Raw genomic sequence first — 16,345 nt, 5'->3', positions numbered from 1 at the left:
CCACTCTCGCTCAATTGTTGGACGACTGACCACTGCCGGTCAGTCGTCGAATCCAACGCTGTAACGAGCGAGGTCCAGCCTCGCTCATGCCGATCACTCTTCGCTGGCTGGACTCTCGTCAGCGGCAGCATCCGAAGCCTCGACGGCATCGCCTTCCAGCAACCCATCTTCCAGCAGCTCCTCGTCGTCCTCGGCCGAAGGCTCCTGCACCCGCTCGAGACCGACCAGCTTTTCATCCTTGGCCAGCTTGATAAGGGTCACGCCCTGGGTGTTACGACCCAGGCTGGAGACTTCGCCTACGCGGGTCCGCACCAGGGTGCCCTGGTCGGAAATCAGCATGATTTCCTCGTCGTCGAACACCTGCACGGCGCCAACCAGCTTGCCGTTACGTTCGTTGCTGACCATGGCGATCACGCCCTGGCCGCCGCGTCCGCGACGGGGGAACTTGCTCAACGGCGTGCGTTTGCCGAAACCACGCTGGGAGGCGGTGAGAATCTGCGCCCCCGACTCGGGAATCAACATGGAGATCAACTGCTGCCCCTTGCCCAGCCGCATGCCGCGAATACCTCCCGCGACACGGTTCCTGACCTTCACCGCGCTCTCGGCGAAACGAATCACCTTGCCGGCCTCGGAGAACAGCATGACCTCGGTGGAGCCGTCAGTGATGGCGGCGGCGATCAGGGTGTCGCCTTCCTTGAGTTTCAGGGCGATCAGGCCGCTGGAACGTGGCCGGCTGAATTGCGCCAGCGGGGCCCGCTTCACCGTACCGAAAGCGGTGGCCATGAAGATGTAGGCGCCGGTGGGTTCAGCCACCAGTTCCGCCGTTTCGCCGTCGATTTCCTCGGCCTCGACCGCCTCGTCGGCTTCGACCACCTCACCCTCGATCAGCGCATCGTCGGCGTCGTCCAGCTCGTCATCGGCACCGGCACTCTGCTGCAGGGCTTCCAGATCGATCTGCAGCATGGTGGTGATGTACTCGCCCTCATCCAGCGGCAACAGATTGACCAGCGGACGACCACGGGCGGCACGCGAGGCCTCGGGAATCTCGTAGGTCTTCAGCCAGTACACCTTGCCCTTGCTGGAGAACAGCAACAGAGTGGAGTGACTGTTGGCGACCAACAGGTGAGCGATGTAGTCCTCATCCTTGATGCCGGTGGCCGACTTGCCCTTACCGCCGCGACGCTGAGCCTGATAGGCGCTCAGTGGCTGCGATTTGGCGTAACCGGTGTGGGAGATGGTCACCACCCGCTCTTCTTCGGTGATCAGGTCACCCAGGGTCAGGTCCAGACGGGCGTCGAGAATCTCGGTACGGCGGGCATCGCCGAACTCAGCCTTGACCGCTTCCAGCTCTTCGCGAATCACTTCCATCAGGCGCACGGCGCTGGTGAGGATGCGGATCAGCTCGCCGATCTGGGTGAGAATTTCCTGGTATTCGGCCAGCAGCTTCTCGTGCTCCAGACCGGTCAGGCGGTGCAGGCGCAATTCCAGAATGGCCTGGGCCTGTTCGGGCGACAGGTAATACTTGCCGTCGCGCAGACCATATTGCGGTTCGAGGGTTTCCGGACGGCAGGAATCGGCGCCGGCGCGCTCGACCATGGCTTCCACCGCAGTGGATTCCCAGGCGGTGGCAATCAGCGCGGACTTGGCTTCGGCCGGGGTCGGCGAAGCCTTGATCAAGGCGATCACCGGGTCGATGTTGGACAGCGCAACGGCCTGGCCTTCGAGGATGTGCCCACGCTCACGCGCCTTGCGCAGCTCGAACACGGTGCGCCGGGTGACCACTTCACGTCGGTGCAGGACGAAGGCTTCGAGCATGTCCTTGAGATTCAGGACTTTCGGCTGGCCATCGATCAGCGCCACCACGTTGATGCCGAACACGCTCTGCATCTGGGTCTGGGCATAGAGGTTGTTGAGCACCACTTCCGGCACTTCGCCGCGGCGCAACTCGATGACGATACGCATGCCGTCCTTGTCGGACTCGTCACGCAGCTCGGTGATGCCTTCGAGCTTCTTCTCTTTAACCAGCTCGGCGATCTTCTCGATCAGCCGCGCCTTGTTCAGCTGGTACGGCAACTCGCTGACGATGATCTGCTGACGACCGCCGACCTTGTCGATGTCTTCGATGATCGCCCGCGCGCGCATATAGATGCGCCCGCGACCGGTGCGATAGGCCTCGATGATGCCGGCGCGGCCGTTGATGATCGCCGCGGTCGGGAAGTCCGGCCCCGGGATGTACTGCATCAGCTCATCGACCGTCAGCTCGGAGTTGTCGATCAGCGCCAGGCAGCCGTTGATCACTTCCGTGAGGTTGTGCGGCGGAATGTTGGTGGCCATGCCCACGGCGATGCCGCTGGAACCGTTGACCAGCAGGTTGGGCACCTTGGTCGGCATCACCGCCGGAATCATCTCGGTGCCGTCGTAGTTCGGCACCCAGTCGACGGTTTCCTTGTGCAGGTCGGCCAGCAGCTCGTGGGCCAGCTTGGTCATGCGCACTTCGGTGTAACGCATGGCGGCGGCGTTGTCGCCGTCCACCGAACCGAAGTTGCCCTGACCATCCACCAGCAGGTAGCGCAGGGAGAAGGGCTGAGCCATGCGCACGATGGTGTCGTACACCGCGGTATCGCCATGCGGGTGGTACTTACCGATCACGTCACCGACCACGCGGGCGGACTTCTTGTATGCCTTGTTCCAGTCGTTGCCCAACTCACTCATTGCAAAGAGCACCCGACGGTGCACGGGCTTCAAGCCATCGCGCGCATCCGGCAGGGCACGCCCGACGATTACGCTCATCGCGTAGTCGAGGTAGGACTGCTTCAGTTCGTCTTCGATATTGACCGGGAGGATTTCTTTGGCCAGTTCGCCCATGAGTAGCCTGGTTCCTTTTTCTGGTGATACTCCGCACCATTCATCCCGAACGAGGCGAAGCGTGCCGCGCGGCCCTAGGCCAGCAGCGACTCACGACAAATCAATGAGTTATGCCATGTATCTGCGCAGTTAAGGCGACCGTTGCCAGCGCCCCTGAAAACGGCCGAATATTACCACAACCGGCGCCCCGCACCTATCCCCAGCCAACCGCCGCAGCAACACCCGCCGGCCAGCCGCGACACGCTCAATGCAGACGCTTGCGGCACATCAGCCTGGTCATTTTCGCCAGGTCCGGCCGCTCGACCACGCCCTTCTCGGTGACGATAAAATCGATCAGGTCGGCCGGGGTCACATCGAATACCGGATTGAGTGCATCCACCCCCGCCGCCACACGCTGCCCGTTGAGTTCCAGCAACTCGCTGGCATCACGCTCCTCGAGAGGGATGTCGTCGCCACTTTCCAGCGCCATGTCGATGGTCGAGCTCGGCGCCACCACCATGAAGCGCACGCCGTGGTGCATGGCATTGACCGCCAACTGGTAAGTGCCGATCTTGTTCGCCACATCGCCATTGGCGGCAATCCGGTCGGCACCGACGATGATCCAGGTGATACCGCGGGTCTTCATCAGGTGCGCGGCGGCCGAATCGACATTCAGGCTGACCGGAATGCCTTCGCCAGCCAACTCCCAGGCGGTCAGGCGCGAACCTTGCAGCCAGGGACGGGTTTCGTCGACATAGACGCGCTCGACCAAGCCTTCCAGATAGGCTGCGCGAATCACCCCCAGCGCCGTACCGAAGCCGCCAGTGGCCAGGGCGCCGGCATTGCAGTGGGTCAACAGGTTCTGCTGATTGCCCTGATGCTTGCGAATCAGGTCGACGCCGAGCTGCGCCATGGTCAGGTTGGCTTCACGGTCGCTCTGATGAATACCCAGCGCCTCGCTCTCCAGCAGCGCAAGCGGATCGTCACCTTCCTTAATACGCGCCAGGCGTTCGCGCATTCGATTGAGCGCCCAGAACAGATTGACTGCGGTGGGTCGCGAGTCGGCCAGCACTTTGAAGTCGGCCTCCAGGGCCGAACGCCAATCCCCACCCTCGGCCAGCCGCGCACGCGCGCCGAGCACCACGCCAAAGGCCGCACTGATACCGATGACCGGTGCGCCGCGCACCACCATCAGGCGAATCGCCTCGGCTACGGCCGCTGCCGAATGGCAGGCATGCCAGGTTTCCTCGAACGGCAACACACGCTGATCGAGCAAATACAGAGTGCCATCGCGCCAATCAATGGCCTGAACCTTCTCCGCCGCTAGCAACTGCTCGCGCATGACCCACCCCGCCCCGAAAAAGCCGAGCATTATACGCAGAGAAGCAGCGGCAAGAGAAAAGCAGCTGCAAGCTGCAAGCGAATCGGCTCCCGGGCCGACAGCCGCGCCTCGTCACGCGTTCTCGCTCTTACTTGCCGCTTACCTTTGCGACTTACTGGCTGCGCAGCTTCAAGCGCACGCCGTTCCCCTATAAACTCAGCCTCTTAGATACTCACAGGAAGCCCAGGCATGCCCCACGCCCCTCTCGACCTCCTCCTACTCCCAACCTGGCTGGTGCCGGTCGAGCCTGCGGGAGTGGTGCTGCACGAGCATGGCCTGGGCATCCGCGACGGACGCATCGCCCTGATCGCGCCGCGAGCCGAAGCGCTCAAGCACAAGGCTCTGGAAGTCCGTGAACTGCCCGGACGACTGCTGGCGCCGGGCCTGGTCAATGCCCATGGCCATGCGGCCATGAGCCTGTTCCGCGGCATGGCCGATGAGTTGCCGCTGAACAACTGGCTGGAGCAACACATCTGGCCCGCCGAGGCCAAGTGGGTCGACGAGCAGTTCATCCTGGACGGCACCGAACTGGCCATCGCCGAGCAACTCAAGGGCGGCATCACCTGCTTTTCGGACATGTACTTCTTTCCCGAAGTGGCCAGCGAGATGGTGCACAGGAGCGGCATTCGCGCCCAGATAACCATTCCGGTACTGGATTTCCCCATTCCCGGCGCCCGCGATGCCGACGAAGCCCTGCGCAAAGGGCTGGCGCTGTTCGATGACCTCAAGCATCACCCGCGCCTGAGCGTCGCCTTCGGCCCCCACGCCCCCTACACGGTGAGCGACGACAAGCTGGAGAACATCCGCCTGCTCGCCGAGGAACTGGATGCCGGCATCCATATGCACGTGCATGAAACCGCCTTCGAGGTACAGCAGAGCCTGCAACAGCATGGCGAGCGACCGCTGGCGCGACTGGCGCGACTCGGCCTGCTCGGCCCGCGCTTCCAGGCCGTGCACATGACCCAGATCGATGATGAGGATCTGGCGCTGCTGGTGGTCAGCAACAGCAGCGTGATCCATTGCCCGGAGTCCAATCTCAAGCTGGCCTGCGGCTTCTGCCCGGTAGAACAGCTCTGGCAGGCCGGGATCAATGTGGCCATCGGCACCGACGGCGCCGCCAGCAACAACGACCTGGACCTGCTCGGCGAAACCCGCACGGCCGCCCTGCTGGCCAAAGCCGTGGCCGGCTCGGCCAGCGCCCTGGACGCACATCGGGCACTGCGCATGGCAACCCTGAATGGCGCACGCGCCCTCGGCCTGGACGATCGGATCGGCTCGCTGGAAGTCGGCAAAGCCGCCGATCTGGTGGCATTCAATCTGTCTGGCCTGGCCCAGCAGCCGATCTACGACCCGGTTTCGCAACTGATCTACACCTGCAACCGCGACTGCGTCGAGGATGTCTGGGTCGGCGGCAAGCACCTGCTCGACGGCGGCCGACTGACGCGCCTGGACGAACAACGGATCATCGCCAACGCCCGCGCCTGGGGAGCGAAGATCGCCGGCAAGCAATAGAACACATAGATAACGGGCAGGAATCGAGGGGACGCCCAGTCCTTGCCGGCAAGCTGGCGCCTGCGGACTGCGACAAACTGACATATATTGGCGCGCCAAGAGGCGCCCACTCCACCGCGAGAAACTGGCAACATGGCGCAACGCGCCTCAGGCCTCCCGCTTTCAGCTTTTACCCGAGAAAAATATGAGCAACGTCGATCACGCCGAAATCGCCAAATTCGAAGCCCTCGCCCACCGCTGGTGGGACCGCGAAAGCGAATTCAAACCCCTGCACGACATCAATCCACTGCGGGTCAACTGGATTGAAGAGCGCGTCAGCCTGGCCGGCAAGAAGATACTCGACATCGGCTGCGGCGGCGGCATCCTCAGCGAAGCCATGGCCCAGCGCGGTGCCGAGGTAACCGGCATCGACATGGGCGAAGCGCCCCTGGCCGTGGCTCAGTTGCACCAGTTGGAATCCGGCGTCTCGGTGCAGTACCGACAGATCACCGCCGAAGCCCTGGCCAGCGAAATGCCCGAGCAGTTCGACGTGGTCACCTGCCTGGAAATGCTCGAACACGTCCCGGATCCGGCCTCGGTGATCCGCGCCTGCCACACCCTGGTCAAACCCGGCGGCCAGGTATTCTTCTCCACCATCAACCGCAACCCCAAGGCCTATATGTTCGCGGTGATAGGCGCGGAATACCTGCTGCGCCTGCTGCCGCGCGGCACCCATGACTTCAAGAAATTCATCCGCCCCTCGGAGCTGGGCGCCTGGAGCCGCGAAGCCGGCCTGCAAGTCAAGGACATCATCGGCCTGACCTACAACCCGCTGACCAAACACTACAAACTGCAAGCGGATGTCGACGTCAACTACATGATCCAGACGCTCAAGGAGGCCTGATGCGTTTGCGCGCAGTTCTTTTCGATATGGATGGCACCCTGCTCGACAGTGCCCCGGACTTTATTGCCATCTGCCAGGCGATGCGTGCCGAACGCGGCCTGGCGGCCGTGGACGACAAGCTGATCCGCGATCAGATTTCCGGCGGAGCCCGCGCCATGGTCGCCGCGAGCTTCGCCATGGATCCACTGGCCGAGCAGTTCGAGGCGCTGCGCCTGGAGTTTCTCGAGCGCTACCAGGATCACTGCGCGGTGCTGACCCGCCCTTTCGACGGCATCCAGGAGCTGCTCGCCGACATCGAGCAGGCCAAGCTGATCTGGGGCGTGGTGACCAACAAGCCGCTGCGCTTCGCCGAACCGATCATGCAGCAACTCGGCCTGGCCGAGCGCTCCGCCATCCTGATCTGCCCGGATCATGTGACCAACAGCAAACCCGACCCGGAACCGATGACTCTTGCCTGCAGCCAGCTGGGCCTGGACCCGACCAGCGTCCTGTTCGTCGGCGACGACCTGCGCGATATCGAGTCGGGCCGCGCCGCCGGCACCAGAACCGCGGCGGTGACCTATGGCTATATTCACCCGGAGGACAACCCGAGAAACTGGGGCGCCGACGTGGTGGTCGACCACCCACTGGAATTGCGAGCGGTACTCGAACGGGCGCTGGGCGGCTGCTGACGCAGCAGCTGCAAGACCCGCAGGGCGGGTTAGCCATGAAGCGGCGTAACCCGCCAGCGATACCGACAACGACTGTGGCGGGTCACGCTGCGCTAACCCGCCCTAGATAGTGCGCCCGGCCTTCACGGCCCGATCCACCCATCCTCCGAAGGAGCCCCCATGTTCCAATATTCTGCCCGCCCCGACCTGCTCAAGGATCGGGTGATACTGGTCACCGGCGCCGGCCGCGGAATCGGCGCCGCCGCCGCACAGACCTTTGCCGCCCATGGGGCGACCGTGCTGCTGCTGGGCAAGACCGAAGCCAACCTCAACCGGGTCTACGACAGCATCGTGGCCGCCGGCCACCCGCAGCCCGCCGTGATCCCGCTCAACCTGGAAACCGCCCTGCCACACCAGTACGACGAACTGGCCGCAATGATCGAACGCGAATTCGGCAAGCTCGACGGCCTGCTGCACAACGCCTCGATCGTCGGCCCGCGCACACCGCTGGAGCAGCTCTCCGGTGACAACTTCATGCGCGTGATGCAGGTCAACGTCAACGCCACCTTCATGCTCACCAGCACCCTGCTGCCGCTGCTGAAACTCTCCAGCGATGCCTCGGTGGTATTCACCTCGAGCAGCGTCGGACGCAAAGGCCGCGCCTACTGGGGCGCCTATGCGGTCTCCAAGTTCGCCACCGAGGGCCTGATGCAAGTGCTGGCCGATGAGGTCGAGGGCGTGGCGCCGGTACGTGCCAACAGCGTCAACCCGGGCGCAACCCGCACCGACATGCGCGCCCAGGCTTATCCAGGTGAAAACCCGGAGAACAATCCGCTACCCGAGGCCATAATGCCGGTCTATCTCTACCTGATGGGCCCCGACAGCAGCGGCGTCAATGGCCAGGCATTCGACGCCCAGTAATGCCGACAATCGGCCAGCGAAGCGGCAGAAAAATGGCGAAACACCCACCGACCGGCAACCGTTTGCCGGCCGCTGCGGCAACGGCACTGCCGATACTGGCCATTAGCCGCAAAAAAACGGCGTAAGTGACTGACTTCAAATAATTTTCATATTTCCTGAACCCTCTGGCATGAAATTCGCTCTATAGCCAGTGTTGCCGCATCAATGCGCCAGAGGCTCAGCATTTATGGTTACCCCCAGCCAGACCAACACCATCAATTTCGATACGGCCAAGCTTCAGCGCCTGGGCTTTTCCGGCAATCGCGCGCCGTCCCTGCGCCCGATCAGCCTGGCCCAGCTGCGCCAGCAACTCGGCATGCAGCTGCAGACCAGCCTGGATGCCGAGCGCATCCTCAAGCTGTTCTTCACTGCCGTGCAAAGCCTGGTGCCGCTCAATGCCCTGACCTACCAACAGCCGACCGCCGACCTGCGCCTGGAGCTGGGCGAACGCGCCAGCCACTCGGCCGGTTACCGACTGAGCCATGAAGGCGAATACCTCGGCGAACTGGTTTTCCGCCGTCAGCAGCGCTTCAGCGACGAGGAGCTCGGCCAACTGGAGTCCCTGCTGGCCAGCTTGCTGTTCCCGCTGCGCAATGCCCTGCTCTACCGCGCAGCGGTCCAGAGCGCGCTGCGCGACCCGCTGACCAACACCGGCAACCGCATTGCCATGGATCAGATTCTGCAGCGTGAAATCGATCTGGCGCAACGCAACCAGCAACCACTCTCGCTGCTGATGCTCGACCTCGACCATTTCAAGCGGATCAACGACAACCACGGCCATAGCATCGGCGACGAGGTATTGATCGACGTGGCCGCCACGCTGAAAAACCAGCTGCGCAATGTCGACATGGTGTTCCGCTATGGCGGCGAAGAATTTCTCGTACTGCTCTCGGGAACCTGCCGCGAAGCCGCCGCCATGGTCGGCGAGCGCCTGCGTCATGCCGTGCAAGAACTGCAATGCCTGGCCCAGGGTCGAACGATCGAGGTGTCCATCAGCCTCGGCTGTGCCAGCCTGCTGGCGGGCGAGTCGGCGGAAAGCCTGTTGCGGCGCGCCGATAGCGCACTCTATGTAGCCAAGCGCGAAGGGCGCAATCGCCTGAGCATGGCCGGCTAAAAGCAGTGTCTAGTCCTGAAAAGGTGTAAACCTATTTCAGGACTAGACACTGCCCATAAAAAAGGGACTCAATCGAGTCCCTTTTTTACGATCCCAAGATCGCGCTACCTCAGCCCACTACTGCGGCTTGCGCGCACCACGACCAAAACCTGGACGCTGCCCTTCGCCCGCCGGCTGGCTGCGGCGCTTGGCTGGGGCGGCCGGCTTGCGCCCAGGGCGCTCGCTCAGCTCGACGCCCGGACGCACAGGCTTGGACTTGCTCGGAGTCTTCTTGTTGACATCCCGCGGCCGCTCGGCGACTGGCGTCCCCTTGCCCGGAGCCGGACGACTCTGCTCCGTACGGCCCTTGTCTGCGCGTGGCGGGCGCGGGGTACGCACGGCATGATCGCCAGCTTCGCTGCGCGGAGTACGTACAACACGCTCCCCACCTTCGCCACGCGGGGGGCGCACGACACGCTCGCCAGCTTCGCCGCGCTGCGTACGCCCGGAACCGCTACGCTCAGCGGGCACCGAAGCACCATGGGCTGGACGCAGAGTGCGCTGTGGACGCTCGCCGCGACCGACCGGCTTGGCCGATTTGCGCTGCAGACGCTCGAGCTTGTCGCGGGTCTTCTCTTTCATGTCCGGCAAGGCGACCGACTTGAGACCGACTTCCTCACTGAGAATATCCACTTCGCGCTGGCTCATTTCGCGCCAGCGGCCCATGGTCAGGTCCGAGGTGATAAATACCGGCCCGAAGCGCACGCGCTTCAAGCGGCTGACCACCAGGCCCTGGGATTCCCACAGGCGGCGCACTTCGCGGTTACGACCTTCCATCACCACGCAGTGATACCAGTGGTTGAAGCCCACACCGCCCGGCGCCACCTTGATATCGGTGAACTTGGCCGGGCCGTCTTCGAGCATCACCCCGGCTTTCAGCCGCTCGATCATCTCCTCGTCGACTTCGCCGCGCACGCGCACGGCGTACTCGCGGTCCATCTGGTAGGAGGGATGCATCAGGCGGTTGGCCAGTTCACCGTCGGTGGTGAACATCAACAAACCGGTGGTATTGATGTCGAGGCGCCCGATGTTGATCCACCGGCCCTCTTTCGGCCGCGGCAGGCGGTCGAACACGGTCGGGCGACCTTCGGGGTCGTCGCGGGTGCAGATCTCGCCTTCGGGCTTGTTATAGATGATCACGCGGCGCACGCTTTCGGCGGCTTCTTCGCGCTTGATCAGACGGCCATCGATGGCGATGGCATCGTGCAGGTCTACACGCTGGCCGAGGCCGGCAACCGCACCATTGACCTTGACCCGGCCGGCGCTGATCCAGCCTTCGATTTCGCGGCGTGAAGCCAGGCCCATGCGCGCCATGACTTTCTGCAGTTTCTCGCCGGCTGGACTGTATTCTTCGGATTCACTCATCTGGGCACCTCCCGGTGTATCTCTAGTGATGGACGACAGCAAGTCGTCGAATGGCCGCGGATCATACGCGAAACGCGATCTGTCCGCACGGCATTAGACTAGCCGGCAGACGAGCGATGCCCAGGCTTTTCGACAGCCGGTGCATCCACAACGGCATTGCTAGCCGCAGCCCGGATGCAATCCGGGCTAGCTATGACGCGGCAGTTCTTCTTCGTCCGCCGCCTCGGTCAGTTCGTCGCCGTCGGCGACGGAAAAATCATCGAAATCGGTCTTCAAGCCCTGCTCCATGGAGTCCAGTTCGGCCAGCAGGCTGCCGAAGCTGGTTTCCTCGCTCGCCTCCACTATCGGTTCATCGGCCAGCGCCAGGTCGGCGCGGGCCTGCAGGCTTTGCGGCGCGGCAAGCTCGTCATCGAAGGCCAGCATGGGTTCGGGCTCTAGCTCACGCAGGGCCGCCAGCGGGGGGAGTTGGTCGAGACTCTTCAGGTTGAAGTGATCGAGAAACGCCTTGGTGGTCGCCAGCATCGCCGGTTTGCCCGGCACGTCGCGGTGACCGACCACACGGATCCACTCGCGCTCCAGCAGGGTTTTGACAATGTGGCTGTTGACCGCCACGCCGCGAATATCCTCGATCTCGCCGCGGGTAATCGGTTGGCGGTAGGCAATCAGCGCCAGGGTCTCCAGCATGGCGCGCGAATAACGCTGCGGGCGCTCCTCCCACAAGCGTCCGACCCAGGGCGCGTAGGTCTCGCGTACCTGTAGGCGGTAGCCGGAAGCCACCTCGACCAGCTCGAAGGCACGCCCTTCGCAGGACTGGCGCAGCCGCTCCAGGGCTTTTTTGAACACCGCAGGCTCGGGACGCTCCGCCTCTTCGAACAGCTCGTACAGCCGCTCCAGCGATTGCGGCTTGCCGGAGGCGAACAAGAAGGCTTCCAGCAGGCTGGCCAGGTCGCGGGGATTGCTCAGGTTCATGCTCATTCGGCTCGCGCACGCACGTGGATGGGTCCAAAGGCTTCATTCTGCACCAGCTCGACCAGCGATTCCTTGATCAGCTCGAGCACCGCCATAAAGGTCACCACCACGCCCAGACGCCCCTCCTCGGCCGTGAAGAGCTCGACAAAAGGCACGAAGGCCCCGCCCTTGAGGCGCTCCAGCACTTCGCTCATGCGCTCGCGGGTCGACAGCGTCTCCCGGCTGACCTGGTGACTCTCGAACATATCGGCGCGGCGCAGCACCTGCGCCATCGACAACAACAGCTCCTCCAGAGCGACCTCCGGCAGCAGCTTGCGCGCCAGCGCCTGCGGCGCCTCCAGGCGCGGCACCGTCAGGTCGCGGCCGACCCGCGGCAGCCCATCCAGGCCTTCGGCAGCGGCCTTGTAGCGCTCGTATTCCTGCAGGCGGCGAATCAGCTCGGCGCGCGGATCGTCTTCCTCCTCCGGGGCCTCGCTCGACCGTGGCAGGAGCATGCGCGACTTGATCTCGGCGAGCATCGCCGCCATCACCAGGTACTCGGCGGCCAGCTCCAGGCGCACCGACTGCATCAATTCGACATAGCCCATGTACTGCCGGGTGATTTCCGCCACGGGAATGTCCAGCACATCGATATTTTGTTTGCGAATCAGGTAGAGCAGCAGGTCCAGGGGGCCCTCGAAGGCCTCGAGAAACACCTCCAGCGCGTCCGGCGGGATATACAGATCCAGCGGCATCTCGGTCACCGCCCGGCCGTATACCAACGCGAACGGCAGTTCTTGCTGGGCGCCCGCTTGCTCGTCGGCGGGCGGTTCAGGTGACTGACTGTGCATATCGATTTACGGAGCCTCTGCTCAGCGGTAATTCAGACCCAGGGCCAAACGCACCTCGGTCAAGGTTTCCCGGGCTTCAATGCGCGCGCGCTCGGCGCCCTCGGCCAGGATGCGGCGCAGCAACTCGGGGTTGTCCTGGTAATCGGCGGCACGCGTCTGCAAGGGCTGCAGCTCTTTCTGCACGGCCTCGATCAATGGCCCCTTGCAGTCCAGGCAACCGATACCGGCGCTCTTGCAGCCTTGCTGCAGCGCAGTACGCGTCTCTGCACCGGTGTAAATCTCGTGCAGCGGCCATACCGGGCAGCGGGCAGGATCGCCGGGGTCATCCCGATGCACCCGCGCCGGATCGGTGGGCATGCGCCTGATCTTTTCTTCGACTTCGGCACTGCTGTCACGCAGAAAAATTGCATTGCCGCTGGACTCGGACATCTTGCCGCCATCCAGTCCCGGCAGCTTGGGCGCATCGCTGAATAACGGCCGGGGCTCGGGCAGCAATACCTTGCCGCCCCCCTCCAGGTAACCGAACAGGCGCTCCTTGTCGCCGATGGTGATGCTCTGCTGCTCTTTGAGCAGCGCCCTGGCGGTTTCCAGGGCCTCGACGTCACCCTGCTGCTGGTACGCCTTGCGCAAATTGTTGTAGAGCGTGGCGGTTTTCTTGCCGAGCTTGCGGATCGCCGCCTCGGCTTTCAGCTCGAAGCCGGGCTCACGGCCATAGAGATGATTGAAGCGCCGGGCCACTTCGCGCGCGAATTCGATATGCGCCAATTGATCGGCGCCAACCGGCACTACTCCGGCGCGATACAGCAGGATATCCGCCGCCTGCAGCAATGGATAACCAAGAAAGCCATAGGTGGCGAGTTCCCTGCCTGGCAGCCGGTCTTGCTGCTCCTTGTAGGACGGCACCCGCTCCAGCCAGCTGAGCGGGCAGATCGTCGACAACAGCAGATGCAACTCGGCGTGCTCCGGCACTTGCGACTGGATGAACAAGGTCGCGGAACTGGGGCTGACCCCGGCAGCCAGCCAATCCACCGCCATGTCCATGACATGCGGGGAGATCTGCCCGACATCCTGGTAGTTGATCGTCAGCGCGTGCCAGTCGGCGATACAGAAAAAGCATTCGTATTCGTGCTGCAACTTGATCCAGTTCTTCAGCACGCCATGATAATGGCCAAGGTGCAAACGGCCACTGGGACGCATGCCGGACAGCACGCGGCGTTCGGAATCAACAAGGCTCAAACCAGGCTACCTAAGCGAATCAACAAGACGCGAAGTATAGCTAGGCCCGAAGCCGCCGCGGGAAAAACGATAAGGGAACCGCTTCAACTCACGGTCAGTCATAACTAATGAAGCCGTCAGCGTCAGAGATTGTGAAGATATCGAGCGCCGTAGCGAGAGCACCTCTGGGTATTCGCGTAGCGCAACGCAGCAGCGGGCGCCTGCAGGCGAGCGATTTTTCACAAGCTCTCAGGCCAAGCCGACGGCAGAACCGCGCGCCAACAGCAGTGCACGATTTGACGCGAATCCAGACTAGTCGTCGAGGGTCACAGCATGAAAATTCCCAGCCTAACGTTCGGTATCGCTTTGCTCGCAGCATTACTGCTGTTCCTGCCGCCGCTAACTGCCCATGCCGGCATGATCGGCACCCAAGAAGTCATCGCCGAGCAAACCCTGCAGGCCGATCGCGACAAAGTCAGTGAGTTCCTCAACCGTGCCGACGTCGAGGAGCGCTTGCAAGCCATGGATGTCCCCGCCACCCTGGCCAACCGCCGGGTGGATGCGCTGACGCCCGCGGAGGTCGCCACCTTGGCCCAGCGGATCGACGCGTTGCCGGCTGCCGGTGCACTGAGTGGCAATGACTTCATCGTCATCCTGCTGGTGGCTATCCTGGTGGCATTGCTTATTTAGCCTCGACGCAACGCCCTTCGATGCGGCCCTCAGCGGTTGTGAAATATCGAGCGCCGTAGCGAGACCGTCTCCAGGCGTGCGCAGTGCGACGTTAGCAGCGGGCGCTTGAAGGCGGTCGCAGGAGGCGAGAGTTTCTTACACGCTCTAGGCCTCGCCGAAAGGCGTGGGATCGCCGCAGCCGACGCGAATGATTTGCGGCTCATCGTCAACCAGATTGATGACGGTCGAGGCCTCCAACCCGCCAAAACCGCCGTCGATGATCAGGTCGACCTGATGCTCGAGGATCTGGCGCATTTCGCAGGGATCGCTCATTGGCAGCGTCTCGCCCGGCAAAATTAGGCTGACGCTCATCAGTGGCTCGCCGAGCTCGCTGAGCAACGCCTGGGCAATCGGATGACCCGGTACCCGCAGACCGATGGTGCGGCGTTTGGGGTGCAGCAGCATGCGCGGCACTTCGCGAGTGGCACTGAGGATAAAGGTGTAAGGCCCCGGTGTATGGTTCTTCAGCAAGCGAAAGGCGCCAGTATCGACCTTGGCGAACAGGCCTATCTGCGACAGGTCGCGACAGACCAGGGTGAAATTGTGTTTGTCATCCAACTGGCGCAGACGGCGGATACGCTCCACCGCATTCTTGTCGCCGATATGGCAACCAAGCGCATAGGACGAATCGGTGGGATAGATCACCACACCGCCGGCTCTGATGATCTCCACCGCCTGTTTGATCAGGCGCAGCTGTGGGTTTTCCGGGTGAACCTGGAAAAATTGACTCACGCTAACTCCCTGTTCAACTTGCAGTAGGCTGCTGGACATGCTGAAAACGCGCCCAAAGGGGCGACAAGTCTGCCGGTACAGGGCGATACATACCCAGTTCAGACCAGTCGCCAGGTGCATGAAAGTCACTGCCGGCACTCGCCAGCAGGCCGAATTCGCGAGCCAGAATCGCCAGACCACCAACCTGTTCGGCTGGCTGCATGCCGTTGACCACCTCGAGCGCATGGCCACCGGCAGCGACAAAATCGGCGATCAGTTTGCGTCGCTTACTACGAGTAAAGTCGTACTGCCACGGGTGCGCCAGGCTGATCGAGGCGTCGGCTTGTTGCAAGGTTGCAAGGGCCTGCTGCAATGTCGGCCAATGCTGTTTGACGTCACCCAACTTGCCCGACCCGAGCCACTTGCGAAAGGCCTCGGCGCGATCCTTGACGTAACCGGCACGCACCAGAAACTCGGCGAAGTGCGGGCGGGCCGGGGCGTTGCCGCTGTCGCCCAACTCCTGCTGCACTGCCCGCGCGCCCTCGAGAGCGCCAGGCATGCCTTTGTTGTCCAGGCGCTTGCTGATTTCCGCGGCACGCAACCAGCGCCCCTCATGCAGCTCGGCAATCGACTGGAGCAAAGCTGGCGCATCGCTGACGAAGGCATAACCGAGGACATGAATGGTGGCGCCACCCCAGGTGCAGGACAACTCGATGCCATTGACCAGCTGCATATCCAGCGCCTGGGCGGCGGCGCGCGCCTCCTCGAGGCCTTCCAGGGTGTCATGATCGGTCAGCGCCAACAGCCGCACACCACGTTCGTACGCCCGCGCGACCACCACAGCAGGCGCAAGCGCACCGTCTGAAGCCGTGCTGTGACAATGCAAATCAACATCCATAAGCAACGCTTTCTCGGTAATTTATGTTTGTTATTATGCCGACACCGGCGAACTCTTGCTGATATCACTAACTAGACTGTTGAAAAATGTAGGCGAAGCCGCCGAGACAAGGCAAAAATAGCCGCAACCCAACATGGCCAAGCGCAGTAATGCGCAAGGCCATGTCCCAGTTTTGGGTTGCATGTAGTCCTTGCTGTGCCCCGGCACTCCGGCGATGCTTTTTCTCTGTGAGCTGGATCGCCAGC

Annotated in this window: 14 protein-coding genes; 6 read left to right on the top strand and 8 right to left on the bottom strand. The window is 62.9% G+C overall.

Annotated features, from left to right (window positions below):
• Nucleotides 1-93: 93 nt before the first annotated feature.
• Nucleotides 94-2,865 (bottom strand): DNA gyrase subunit A, encoded by a 2,772-nt coding sequence (gene gyrA, locus ABZE94_RS02495; RefSeq protein ID WP_372873954.1) that lies wholly within the window; start codon nucleotides 2,863-2,865, stop codon nucleotides 94-96.
• Nucleotides 2,866-3,109: 244 nt separating this feature from the next.
• Nucleotides 3,110-4,186, bottom strand: a complete 1,077-nt coding sequence (mtnA, locus tag ABZE94_RS02490; protein ID WP_372873953.1) for an S-methyl-5-thioribose-1-phosphate isomerase — start codon at nucleotides 4,184-4,186, stop codon at nucleotides 3,110-3,112.
• Nucleotides 4,187-4,414: 228 nt separating this feature from the next.
• On the opposite strand from mtnA, the gene ABZE94_RS02485 reads away from it, so the two are divergent.
• From ABZE94_RS02485 to ABZE94_RS02465, 5 genes are all read left to right on the top strand, one after another.
• Nucleotides 4,415-5,737 (top strand): TRZ/ATZ family hydrolase, encoded by a 1,323-nt coding sequence (locus ABZE94_RS02485; protein ID WP_372873952.1) that lies wholly within the window; start codon nucleotides 4,415-4,417, stop codon nucleotides 5,735-5,737.
• 184 nt (nucleotides 5,738-5,921) lie between these two features.
• The gene (gene ubiG, locus ABZE94_RS02480) at nucleotides 5,922-6,620 is read left to right on the top strand and encodes a bifunctional 2-polyprenyl-6-hydroxyphenol methylase/3-demethylubiquinol 3-O-methyltransferase UbiG (protein ID WP_372873951.1); all 699 of its coding nucleotides are present in this window, start codon (nucleotides 5,922-5,924) and stop codon (nucleotides 6,618-6,620) included.
• A complete protein-coding gene (gene mupP, locus ABZE94_RS02475; RefSeq protein ID WP_372873950.1) occupies nucleotides 6,620-7,291 on the top strand; it encodes an N-acetylmuramic acid 6-phosphate phosphatase MupP in 672 nt (223 codons plus the stop codon). Before ubiG ends, mupP begins: the two co-directional genes overlap by 1 nt.
• A 159-nt stretch (nucleotides 7,292-7,450) precedes the next feature.
• Entirely contained in the window at nucleotides 7,451-8,191 is a 741-nt protein-coding gene (locus ABZE94_RS02470) for a YciK family oxidoreductase (protein WP_372873949.1), read from the top strand.
• Nucleotides 8,192-8,417: 226 nt separating this feature from the next.
• A complete protein-coding gene (locus ABZE94_RS02465; protein ID WP_372873948.1) occupies nucleotides 8,418-9,344 on the top strand; it encodes a GGDEF domain-containing protein in 927 nt (308 codons plus the stop codon).
• Between the two features lie 117 nt (nucleotides 9,345-9,461).
• Here ABZE94_RS02465 and rluB read toward each other — a convergent pair whose 3' ends face one another.
• From rluB to ABZE94_RS02445, 4 genes are all read right to left on the bottom strand, one after another.
• Complete coding sequence (gene rluB / locus ABZE94_RS02460; RefSeq protein ID WP_372873947.1) at nucleotides 9,462-10,748, bottom strand: 23S rRNA pseudouridine(2605) synthase RluB; 1,287 nt, start codon at nucleotides 10,746-10,748, stop codon at nucleotides 9,462-9,464.
• A gap of 186 nt (nucleotides 10,749-10,934) precedes the next feature.
• The gene (gene scpB, locus ABZE94_RS02455) at nucleotides 10,935-11,717 is read right to left on the bottom strand and encodes an SMC-Scp complex subunit ScpB (protein WP_372873946.1); all 783 of its coding nucleotides are present in this window, start codon (nucleotides 11,715-11,717) and stop codon (nucleotides 10,935-10,937) included.
• 2 nt (nucleotides 11,718-11,719) lie between these two features.
• Entirely contained in the window at nucleotides 11,720-12,418 is a 699-nt protein-coding gene (locus tag ABZE94_RS02450) for a ScpA family protein (RefSeq protein ID WP_372873968.1), read from the bottom strand.
• A 150-nt stretch (nucleotides 12,419-12,568) separates the two neighbouring features.
• Entirely contained in the window at nucleotides 12,569-13,783 is a 1,215-nt protein-coding gene (locus ABZE94_RS02445; RefSeq protein ID WP_372873945.1) for a tryptophan--tRNA ligase, read from the bottom strand.
• A 312-nt stretch (nucleotides 13,784-14,095) separates the two neighbouring features.
• Between ABZE94_RS02445 and ABZE94_RS02440 the strand changes: the two genes are divergently transcribed.
• Nucleotides 14,096-14,452 (top strand): PA2779 family protein, encoded by a 357-nt coding sequence (locus ABZE94_RS02440; protein WP_372873944.1) that lies wholly within the window; start codon nucleotides 14,096-14,098, stop codon nucleotides 14,450-14,452.
• A gap of 144 nt (nucleotides 14,453-14,596) precedes the next feature.
• On the opposite strand, the gene ABZE94_RS02435 is transcribed toward ABZE94_RS02440, so the two are convergent.
• Together ABZE94_RS02435 and ABZE94_RS02430 are read right to left on the bottom strand one after the other, a co-directional pair.
• A complete protein-coding gene (locus ABZE94_RS02435) occupies nucleotides 14,597-15,223 on the bottom strand; it encodes an L-threonylcarbamoyladenylate synthase (RefSeq protein ID WP_372873943.1) in 627 nt (208 codons plus the stop codon).
• 13 nt (nucleotides 15,224-15,236) lie between these two features.
• Nucleotides 15,237-16,100, bottom strand: a complete 864-nt coding sequence (locus ABZE94_RS02430; RefSeq protein ID WP_372873942.1) for a PHP domain-containing protein — start codon at nucleotides 16,098-16,100, stop codon at nucleotides 15,237-15,239.
• Nucleotides 16,101-16,345: the final 245 nt, after the last annotated feature.

The sequence above is a fragment of the Pseudomonas sp. genome (assembly GCF_041601375.1).
Classification (GTDB): Bacteria; Pseudomonadota; Gammaproteobacteria; order Pseudomonadales; family Pseudomonadaceae; genus Aquipseudomonas.
Note: the sequence above shows the minus strand (reverse complement) of the source record. Positions and strands in the feature narration are given on the sequence as shown.